This is a genomic window from Mycolicibacterium wolinskyi (assembly GCF_002101965.1).
Classification (GTDB): domain Bacteria; phylum Actinomycetota; class Actinomycetes; order Mycobacteriales; family Mycobacteriaceae; genus Mycobacterium; species Mycobacterium wolinskyi.
In genome coordinates, this window is record NZ_LQQA01000022.1 from 1 (window position 1) to 9,384 (window position 9,384).

Sequence of the window (9,384 nt, forward strand, 5' to 3'; positions counted from 1 at the left end):
ACCCAAACCCCCACTACAACAGCACTTTTCATACACACCACCTCCCCGCCCCATGCCGGGTGGGGAGGTGGTGTGAGAAACCACCGGGGCCCCCGAAGATCGTGGGGTCTGCGATACTCGGCAACCTGGGATCGCCGTGGGAGAGGATTCAGTGGTGGACGATGACCACGACGCAATGGCCGCGGTGCGAGAAGTTGCGTGGTGGGTCGCTGACATCGCTGTGTGGATCAGTATCAGCTTTTCGGCGATGGCACACCTCTGCCTACGCTTTGCCGATCGCAACCAGCCGTCTCGCACCGAGCACGGGCTCCTCGACATGACGTCAAGCAGAGACGGATTCGCCATGCAGGTCGGGCAAGGCTTCGGATACGTTGCGGTCGGCTGGATCGTTGTCAGTGCCGGCTTGGCGATCATGTGCCGTGTCCGGTATGGCATCGCGAAGCAGACAACCGTCTACCTGGTGCTGCTCGTGTTGGCGATCATTGCATGCGGGACGCTGCCTGCCGGCTGAAGCAACGGGCAGGAGGTGCGGACGATCGCGGTCAGTCTCACTGTTCGCTCACCCGGCCTGCTGGTGTGGGACACACCTGCCAGTACGCACCGAGAAAGACGCCTGGCTTGGAGAACTGGTGCGCTGGCAGCTCGGTCACCGGTGCGAGAATGATTTGCTGGCGTCGCGCTGCTTCTGATCAGCTACGCCTGGCTTCAGCACTTGACGCTCCGAGGGGATGGCTCTGCGATGTGGGTTCGGTACCACACGGCACCGTGGTGGGGCCGCTGGCTGATCATCTCGCTCGCGATGACGTTATGGCTGGCGTTGTACAACTGGACGCTGCAGCCGCGAGAGAACTGGTGGACGACATGGCCAGCCTGGCTCACCGCGACCGCTTTGGTCACCGCCGCGATGCTGCTCGCCGCGCCATTCACCGTGCTGACCCAGCCGGTCGCGAACTCCTACGCCGCCGTGCTGCGCGGCCTGACCGCGGCCCAGCGCGCACAGGTGGGCCACTCGCTGCGACACGGGCCGATCCCGACCGACCCGGCGGTTTTGGGCGCCGCCGTGCGGGCAATGGACCTGTCCAAGGCGTACCGGGAGCGGGTGTCCCCGACGCGTCGGCGTCTCGTGTGGGTCATCGTCGCGTTGTTCGCGGTGGTTCTTCCTGTCGTGGAGTTCGTCGGGCACCGGCCCCGCATGGGCCTGCTGTACCTGACAGCCGGCGTCGTCCTGGTGGCGTCCGAGGTCGTGCCCACGGTGCTGCGGCGCCGCCGCGGCCCGCATCTGGCCGAGCTGCGCGCCGCCGCTGGAGCTGACCCCCAGGTCGCTGCGCTGGTGGCCGATGCGGTGCCGCCCGCGTCACCGACGGTCCGTCAGCGTTTGATCCAGGCGGGTGTCGTTGCGACAGTGGTGGTTGCGGCGGGTTTGGGTTCAGCGTTCACCGGCAGGTCCCCAGGCCAGGACTGCCGTACTGCTGCCGCGGTGGTGAAAGACATTTCTGAGCATCGGTCGCTTCTCGATACAACCCGGATCGGTCCCGGTGGGCCCGAACTCGCTGAATACCGTCAATGGGCACAGCGTTTGCAGCGGCGCGCCGATGAGGTGCGTGACCCCGCGATCCAGCAGCACCTGCGCGACATCGCTGGCCTGTCTGGGGTGGCCGTTGCCATTGTGGAACAGATCCGCAAGCCCGGGCTGCCGAGCGAGAGCATCGCCGGCTATCAAACGCACTACGCCAATCTCATGGCAAAGCTCGTCGAAGCGGACAAGGGCCTAGTTGCGGTGTTCCCCAACGTTGGTTGCTCGACCGGTTCCTGACGCGAGCATGACCGGTCGACATGACCGCCCGCTTGTGTGCGCGGTCAGAAGCCGAAGACCTGCATGTCTGAACTGCGGGTGACGTTGATGACCTCAACGGGCCGATCGCAGCCCTGCGGCCGAGGTAAGGCGTAGCGGGCGTCGCCCTTCAGCTCGCCCATGTTCTTGGCTGTGGACAGAAACGTCTTGTCGAGGCTAAGTACGACATATCCACCCTCTTCGTCCACGTCGATGACGTTACCGACGGGCTCCAACTCATCGATGACGGCGTCCATGGGAACGGTTCCGTCGAGGTGGTAACGGCCGACGGTGTACCAGTGCATGTCTTCCATCGTGAGCGCCATGGTTGCCGGTCCTCTCCTCGTGCACGATTCGCTTGTGTCTCCCGGACTGCCCTACACCCCCACGGTTCTACCGTCAGGCACCGACAAAGCCGCAACCACCAACCCCGACTACAACAACGCAATTCAACAAACATCCCCTCCCCACCCCATACCGAGCGGGGGCAGCGAACCGTGGTGGTTCGAAAGCCAATAGGCCTGCGAACCACCACAGCCAGTGCTTAAGCACGACCGGATCATGCTCGGCGATCACGGAACGCAGATCATCCATCGGTGCCGACGACGCTGCAGCACGTCCTCAAGGCCCTCCCTGACGGCCGCGCCTGCGGCTAGTTCGACATCCCGCCGCATGGGGGCGGGATGAGCTCATCGACCGGGCCCTGCTTCCGCCGCGGCGGTGCCCAGCCATTCATCGAGCGCGGCCACCAGTTCCTCCGCCCGCTCGTGGATCTCCTCGCGGGCATCGAAGTTCCGCTCGTCATGATCGCGCAGGGCGGCTTCGCTGTAGTCCGTCAGATCGCAGTCAGCCGGGCAATCGCCACTGCATTCGTGCATGACATGGATGCCGTCGAACGCGGCTCGCAGCCCCGCCAGGGTGTCCACCACCGCAGCTGGCGGCGCCAGCGCGCTCATCGGCCCGCCCACTCATTACTTTTCCCGAGCAGATCAGGCCGACCGGGGGCATCCACGATCGTGATCTCGAAGCAGTAACCCAGATTCTTGCCGACGCCGTGGCCGTCACCGATGAACTCTTCAAGCTGCTCCCACAGCTCCTCCAGATCCTCGAACGGTTCCAACTCTGCCGTTTCGGTCCGTTTTGAGCTGTGGCCGTCGCTGTAGGCGCTCTCCACGGTGAACGTCAATGTCAGCGATGTCGCGGCCGCAATGCCAGAAGTCACGCCAATCCCCTTTCCGGGATTCTCGAGGGCCCGCCTGGGTGGCTTGCCCAACACCGCGAGCATACCGCCCTGCTCTGACACTTCTAGATTGGTCAACGCCTCAGTCCCACAGTCGAGACAACGCGTATTGCTAGATTTCCCCGAGGATCTCGGCGCAGTAGTTTCGATCAGCAGTCGCTAACGATGCCTCCCAATCCATGCCCAGTGCGTCAAATAGATGGCGTAGGTCGGCGAGCATATCGGTTGCCGCGGTGTCCAGTTCAGCATCCAGGCCGCTCTTGCCCAGATCCATCGCGTACCCGATCAACGCAGTCGCTCCCCTCCGAGCTCGAAGATTGTTATCGGCCTGCGGATCAACGATCGTCAACGAGCCCATTGGCGCATCTACGATCAGATCTGCAAGTTCCCCAGCGCTGTCGACGGGCAGCCGCGTCGCGCGGTACACCGGCCGTCCCGAGGGCGCTACCCCGTACACCGGTTGCTCATCGTCACCGAGTCTGCTGCCCCGCTCCCACGGAAACAGACCATCCACGTCTGGCCAGCACAACTGCACCGCAGCACTCACAGACCCGTATACCCGCCGCACCATGGTCAAGTGGCCTGTGTTAGTCATCTCGACCGCCACCAGCTCCACATCCCCGGCGCGCACATCTGTGATGCGCTGCCCCGACTTCACCGGCCTACCCGCCTCAATCATCTGCTGTGCGAACGCATTGAGCACCTGGTGGCCAACCGAAACCGGCAGGCCATAGATCACCAACTCCGGCAGCTGTTTTCCCGACAGCCCCACTGTGTAGGCGAATGGCACACCATCATCCTCCGCCGTCGGAAACACGCTGATCACCGTCCACCCGTGCTTGGCAATACTGGTGCGAGTGTCCTCGACAACCGACATGCGGCCAACGCCATCAGTCAAATCCTCGATACGTTCCACGAGATACAGCCCCCTTCAAGAGACTCCAAGAGGCCCGCCCGAATGGCTTGCCCAACACCACAATCTTACGATTACACGCCGACACCGCCGCACCTGAATGCCCAGAGTCACAGTCGCTTTAACTACCACTGCCTCCCACACCTATGCCGGGGAGGGAGGCAATGGCGGGCGCACTTCGGTTTAACAAGATCGCCACGCGGTGGCGCCGAGCCTGAGACCCAACGCCACCGTGACCGACCTAACGCGACGCCGAGACCAACTCCGAAACCGAGAAACGCACCTCGATACCGATCACCGCACCGGTGGCAGCATCAACCCGCCGAATATCTCGAAGATCATCGTGGACCCCGCAAACCCGGCACAACACGCCTTCCAGGCCCTCGGCCACCGAGACACCCTCGCGAACCATCACATACGAACCAGCAGCGAACATCGCCAATCCCCTCCCGGGACTCCGGGGCCCGCCGGAATGGCTTGCCCAACGACATCCACATTACCGGCACCCACCGACAAGCCCGGAACCTCGAAATCACCCCAAACCCACACGGCCACACCAAATGCCACCCACTACCCCACTCCATGCCGGGTGGGGTAGTGGGGAGCGAGCCAGGCACATCGAGCCGGGGGACCCTCGATAGAATCCCCCCGCTCGATACCTCAACAGGCCGAGGAGCTAGGACGCTCGCGCCACCACTGCATCCTCACAAGCCGGCGCCGAGCGCCCCGCCGCCAAGATCTTGTCCACCGCAGTGAACACCGCCCTGATATGGCGGTCAGTGACCTCTTCGTCGCCGAGCCAGCCTTGGATGTAAGCGCGTGACTCCTCCGGCGCCCACTCCTCCAATCCAGTCTCATGGGCTAGCAGATACGCCACCGACTCAGCTTGGAACTCGCGGACACCCCTGCACAGCGGCTCCGCCTCGACCATGTCTGCCTTGGTAGTGTGGCCGAGCATCACATGCGCAAGCTCATGAAACGCCGTCTTGGCCGGGTACACGGCAACTGGAGAGATCGCGACTTTACGATCGATCGAATACCCCTGAGTGTTGCCGCTGATCATCTCGAACGGCACCTGCTCAACGTCGAGCGCCGCCAACGCGCGCTGCCAGTCCCACTCCGGCACGTCGGGCCACTTCACCTCCGGCCCAACAGTATTCGAATAGGGAAAGGTCGTCCGCTTCAACCGGAACCGGCAAACCACCACTTTCTCCTCGCCGGTCTCCTCATCGGTCTTACGAAACGGTGCCGGATGCAGCACATACCGGCCACCACCCTTAACCGGGATCCGGCCCAGACGCTTCCACACACTGAACGGTGCACATGGCTCCGTCACACCTTGCGACCACAACAGGATCTGATTCTGCAGCGAGTACTGATAGAACCGGCAATACGTCGCACCCATCTGCCCCGGCAAGGTCAGCGCCTGAGTCAGCAACACAGGCCAATCCACCTCCCCGTTGCCGCCGACAGCTGACGAAATCCGCTCCGCAGTGATTGCAGTCATGACAGGGACCCTCCCGAGATACAAGGGCCCGCCGGATGGCTTGCCCAACAAGAGAAATGCTACCGGTCCCCACCGACAAACTCGTCCCGCGACAGCCGCCCACCACCAGCAACAGCAACAACAACAACCGAGAACGTCCACACTTCGACACCACCTCCCCACCTCATGCCGGGCGGGGAGGTGGTGTGGCGGGCCGCCGACCGCTACCGGCCGCACCACCTCGATTCGCTACGCCCTTTCGGTATCGATCACGTCGTGATCCAGCAGTGCGTCAGCCAGTGCACTCCGACGGCTCGCAAGCTCCATCAGGGCATCGACCACCAGCGCGGCATCGACCTCCGACTCTGCATCCTCTGCGTTGCGGGCTCGCACAGTCACCCCCACCCGCACCGTCGCAGTTGCAACGCAGTCCCAGTCGCTCATCCTTGGGCGCAACCCCTGACTAATCATGAACGCGTCGAAATCCCCGCAGAGCGAATGCTCGTCAGCGAACTCGTGCGACGCGTTCTCAATGCGCTCCAGTCGCTGTTCATGAGCCCGCAGGTCCGAGCGGGCCGCGTCCCGTTCGGCACGCGCCTCCTGGGCGTCCCAGTGCGACGAAGCGAGAGCCCCTACCCATTCCGGCATCAGCTCATCAGTAGCGATTGGGCCCGCCACAATCTGAACCTCAGAAATCGGACCGGCCGCGGCCACGGTGCACGAGTCAGCCTGAACGATCGCGCACCGACGCTCCCGGCCCGCGGCAACAACGTTGCGATGCTCAACAACCAGCCAGCCCGGAACCGGACCATTGTCCTTCGTCGGTGCCCACACCACCACATTCGGCTTCTCATCAGAACCGAGCACATCCGCAACCGACCGCAGCTCTCCGACGGAACGCTCAACGACAGTAGTCACAACTATTCCCTCCAGGGAAACCATGGGCCTGCCGGAATGGCCTGCCCTTCACCAGCGAGTATACCGCGACACCCTGACACCTTCGGTCCAATCACACACTGCCGCAGCAGGTTTCTATCTCTCACCACCTCCCCACCCCATGCCGGGTGGGGAGGTGGTGAGAGAACGGCTTGGCGACCGACGCGCATCGCGCGGAGAGATCCCCAGGGCACAGCAAGTGGCCCCGCCGAGCTGGCGCATCGGCGGGGCCACATTCCTGTATTGCTTCGGCTACGCCGCAGCCGGCGGCTCCTCGTCATTCAGCGCATCGTCGATCGCTTTGTCGACCTCTGCCAGTTCTGCCCGCGCGGCGATCAGCTCGGCCGGCTCGCTGACGTCGGTCGCAGCCGCAGTGTCACGAGCCTCTTGCGCCCGCCGCTGCGCGTCGGACCGCTTCGCCCGCGTCTGGGCGATCTCGCGCTCCGTACCGGCCACCCAGGATGCCACCATGGCCTCCGCCCAGGCTTTGACCGCTTCAGGTCCTCGCCTGCGAACTTTGGCCGGCAGCGGCTCGGCCCACAGTGTTCGGTGATCGAAATCGAGCTCCAACCTCTGACCTGGGTCGGTGTCGACGGTGCGCACTGACACCCGGTGACCTCTCCACTCCGCCCGGTAACGTGGGTAGTACCGGTCCGGGTCTCGTGTCGCGCAGGCGTCCTCGGCCACCCGCGTCAAATCGATCTCACCCATTTGATCGGCGCCCTGTTCGGCGAAGGCCTTCAACTGCTGCAGCCGGGACGCGGCGGCCTCAGCAGCTCTGTCGCTGTTGGCGGCCGAGTTGAGCAGTGTCCGGACGTTCTGCTGCACGGTGACATACGCCAACCGCAGGGTGCGTACGCGGGTCCGCAACTCGTGCTGTCGCAGCAGCAGATCGTTGCCGGCGGCGGCGGCCTTGAGTTCGCCGAACGTCAACGTGTCATCGCCGATATCCTCGATCTCTCGGGCTTGACCGTCCATCCGGTAGAGCTGGGAGAATCCGCGAGATTTTCTCTCCACTGTGCCGAACATGAATGCGTCGAACGTTGCGCGCGCTACGTGCGAATGGATGCCCACGACGTCATGCTGATTACCGTTGCGCTGAATGCGACCGTTGCGCTGCTCCCACGCTGCAGCCGTCCAGGTCGGGTCGGCGTGATGCAGGGAGTGAAGCCGGGTTTGCACGTTGGTCCCAATGCCCACCTTGGCCGTTGAGCCCAGCAGCACCGCGACCCGACCGTCCCGGCACGCAGCGAACAGAGCCTCGCGAGCCTTCGGCGTCGTCGCCTCATGTACGAATCGGACCTTTTCGGCGGGCACGCCTCGTGCAATCAGGCCGTCGCGGATACGCCCGTAACTCTGCGAATCGCCCTTCTTGGGGGTGCCCAGATCACACATGACCAGTTGCAGCGCACCCGGATTCGGCGATCCCTCATACACCAAATGCCTAGTGTTGTGGTAGATGTCAGCGACCAAGGCGGCCACGCCTTCCAACTTGGGTGCCGTCTCGCGGATTCCGACCAGATTCGGATCCAGGGCGACTTTGCGTCCGTCCCCACAAATCAACAGCATGTTGTCAGCGCTAGCGGACGGTAGGCGCTTCTGCATGGCATCAACGCGTTCGACCAGCCTCTCCATGAACGCCTTCTGCCCTGCAGTGCGTTCGGTCAAATGGGTGTGGTTTCTGACCTGCGGTCGCGGCAGGCCGACACTCTCAGCGCGCACCATCGACATAAACTCCGACAGCATCGTGCGCAACTCGGGGACATTCTGAATGGTCCCCGGGCGGCGCCGAGACCGGAACCCCGACCCGTCCGGGCTGGTCTCGATGAGCACCTTGTACCGCACGAACTGAGCCGCCCAGGCGTCAAAGTGACTTAGCCCGGTGCGCTCCAATTGTTCTGGGGCAAGCATGGTTTGCCACACGAAGGCCTCGGCGAGCGTGTTGGTGAACGGGGTTCCTGTCATCAGGCACGCGTGCGGCCGGTCGGGGTTGGCGCGCCGCAAAAGCGACAGCTTGAGGTACAGGTCCAACGCACGTTTAGAAGACCCGAGGCTGAAGCCTTCCGCTCGAGTGGTAACCGGCAGACGACGAAACTTGTCGGCCTCGTCGACGATGAGATAGTCCAGTCCCAGACTCTTGAACGTGATCGCGCGCGGATCGTTGACCGATGACCGTAGCCGCTTGATCCGTCCCTCCAATGAACGTACCGCGCTAGCGATCCGCTTTCCGGTGTATCCCTCTGTCCTAGCGAAGTTTTCCAACTCGCCCAACTGGTCCTCCAACCATGCCCGCTCCACGTTGGCCGGCACAGGCAGCGACGAGAACGTTTCATGGGTCATGATCACCAGATCCCAGTCCCCGGTGGCGCAGCGGGCCACGAACTGGCGGCGCGCGTCGCCGTGCAGATCATCGCGGGTCACGATCAGAAACCGGCCCGCCGGCCACGCCTGGTAGCACTGGCGCGTGGCCTGCTCGATGAGATGCAGCGGAACGATGAACCCCACCCTGTTAGCTAACCCGAACTGCCGTAGCGTCATCGCCAAAGCGATTGCTGTCAAGGTCTTGCCGAGACCTACCTCATGGGCGCAGTAAACGGCAGGAGTGGACACGGCGCGGTCGACAAAGTCGCGTTGCCAGGGCCACAGCTCGATCCCGTCGGCCAGTCCTGGGAACGTCAAGTGCGACCCGTCATGGCTGCGCAACACGTGCGCATTCATGGTCTGGTTGTACCGCTCAACGATCCGTGTTTCCCGTTCGGCGTTCTCCCACACCCACAGTGAAAATCGTTCTTGGATCGCTAGGAGCTTCTGTTCGGCAGCCTCGGTGGCGTCGGCGTTGCGGACCTTGCGGTGAGCGCGGGCTTCCTCGTCGTAGAACTCATCCCACACCACCGGGTCTCGGTTCTATAGCCAGCTGAACTGTTGTGGTTGACTGATCAGACCCACCGAGAATGAGGGCCGATCATGAGTGCTGCGCG

General features: G+C 63.4%; 10 protein-coding genes. 2 read left to right on the top strand and 8 right to left on the bottom strand.

Going from position 1 to position 9,384, the window contains the following annotated elements; genetic code table 11:
* Positions 1-316: 316 nt before the first annotated feature.
* Both AWC31_RS37465 and AWC31_RS19880 read left to right on the top strand, forming a co-directional pair.
* Positions 317-511, top strand: coding sequence for a hypothetical protein (locus AWC31_RS37465; protein WP_165766005.1), 195 nt, complete (start codon positions 317-319; stop codon positions 509-511).
* Between the two features lie 228 nt (positions 512-739).
* Positions 740-1,813: a hypothetical protein gene (locus AWC31_RS19880; RefSeq protein WP_085145773.1), complete on the top strand. Its 1,074-nt coding sequence runs from the start codon at positions 740-742 to the stop codon at positions 1,811-1,813.
* A 44-nt stretch (positions 1,814-1,857) separates the two neighbouring features.
* On the opposite strand, the gene AWC31_RS19885 is transcribed toward AWC31_RS19880, so the two are convergent.
* From AWC31_RS19885 to AWC31_RS19920, 8 genes are all read right to left on the bottom strand, one after another.
* Complete coding sequence (locus AWC31_RS19885) at positions 1,858-2,157, bottom strand: hypothetical protein (RefSeq protein ID WP_085145774.1); 300 nt, start codon at positions 2,155-2,157, stop codon at positions 1,858-1,860.
* Between the two features lie 363 nt (positions 2,158-2,520).
* Positions 2,521-2,787: a hypothetical protein gene (locus AWC31_RS19890; RefSeq protein WP_133060191.1), complete on the bottom strand. Its 267-nt coding sequence runs from the start codon at positions 2,785-2,787 to the stop codon at positions 2,521-2,523.
* Positions 2,784-3,149 carry a hypothetical protein gene (locus AWC31_RS19895; protein WP_234816922.1) on the bottom strand — a complete coding sequence of 122 codons (366 nt, stop codon included), beginning with the start codon at positions 3,147-3,149 and terminating at the stop codon, positions 2,784-2,786. Before AWC31_RS19895 ends, AWC31_RS19890 begins: the two co-directional genes overlap by 4 nt.
* A gap of 34 nt (positions 3,150-3,183) precedes the next feature.
* Positions 3,184-3,987: a DUF4262 domain-containing protein gene (locus AWC31_RS19900; RefSeq protein ID WP_234816923.1), complete on the bottom strand. Its 804-nt coding sequence runs from the start codon at positions 3,985-3,987 to the stop codon at positions 3,184-3,186.
* 238 nt (positions 3,988-4,225) lie between these two features.
* Positions 4,226-4,420, bottom strand: a complete 195-nt coding sequence (locus AWC31_RS19905; protein ID WP_085145777.1) for a hypothetical protein — start codon at positions 4,418-4,420, stop codon at positions 4,226-4,228.
* A 240-nt stretch (positions 4,421-4,660) separates the two neighbouring features.
* Positions 4,661-5,491, bottom strand: a complete 831-nt coding sequence (locus tag AWC31_RS19910; protein ID WP_085145778.1) for a hypothetical protein — start codon at positions 5,489-5,491, stop codon at positions 4,661-4,663.
* Positions 5,492-5,719: 228 nt separating this feature from the next.
* Positions 5,720-6,388 (bottom strand): hypothetical protein, encoded by a 669-nt coding sequence (locus AWC31_RS19915; protein WP_085145780.1) that lies wholly within the window; start codon positions 6,386-6,388, stop codon positions 5,720-5,722.
* A 270-nt stretch (positions 6,389-6,658) separates the two neighbouring features.
* Entirely contained in the window at positions 6,659-9,298 is a 2,640-nt protein-coding gene (locus tag AWC31_RS19920) for a helicase-like domain-containing protein (RefSeq protein ID WP_234816924.1), read from the bottom strand.
* Positions 9,299-9,384: the final 86 nt, after the last annotated feature.